This window comes from Lactobacillus sp. C449L (assembly GCF_059900815.1).
The window spans coordinates 1-436 of record NZ_JBWXGA010000302.1 but is presented as its reverse complement, the minus strand read 5'-3'; the positions used below and the strand labels follow the sequence as shown (position 1 = coordinate 436).

Genomic DNA, 436 nt, shown 5'->3' with positions numbered 1-436 from the left:
ACGAGAACTTGCTGCTTTTCGGTCATTTTCCCGTCTTTAATAATTTCTCCATAAATATCATGAGCAAAAGCGGATGCTGACGTTAAAACAAGGCCGGATACTACCGCTAGAATAGTAGCAAATGCAACTGCTGAGACGAAGGCGAACAAAAATTCACCGCCTACCGTTAATGCTAGAAGCGGCGCGGCCATGTTTCCAGCTGGGTTTGCTTCAACAATGCGGTCAAAACCGACGAATGAAGCAGCACCGAACCCTAGGAAAATCGTCATAATAAAAAATGCGCCAATAAACCATGTTGAATATACAACAGATTTTCTTGCCGTCGCCGCATCTTTTACAGTAAAGAAACGGACAAGCAAATGCGGAAGTCCTGCTGCACCGAGGACAAGTGACATATTAAATGAAATCATATCAAGTCCATTAGTGTATTTATTAC

General features: G+C 42.7%; 1 protein-coding gene. It reads right to left on the bottom strand.

Annotated elements, in window-relative coordinates; translation table 11 throughout:
- A partial coding sequence (locus AC2JF9_RS09505) for a sodium:solute symporter family transporter (protein WP_500727285.1) occupies positions 1-436 on the bottom strand: 436 nt, incomplete at both ends.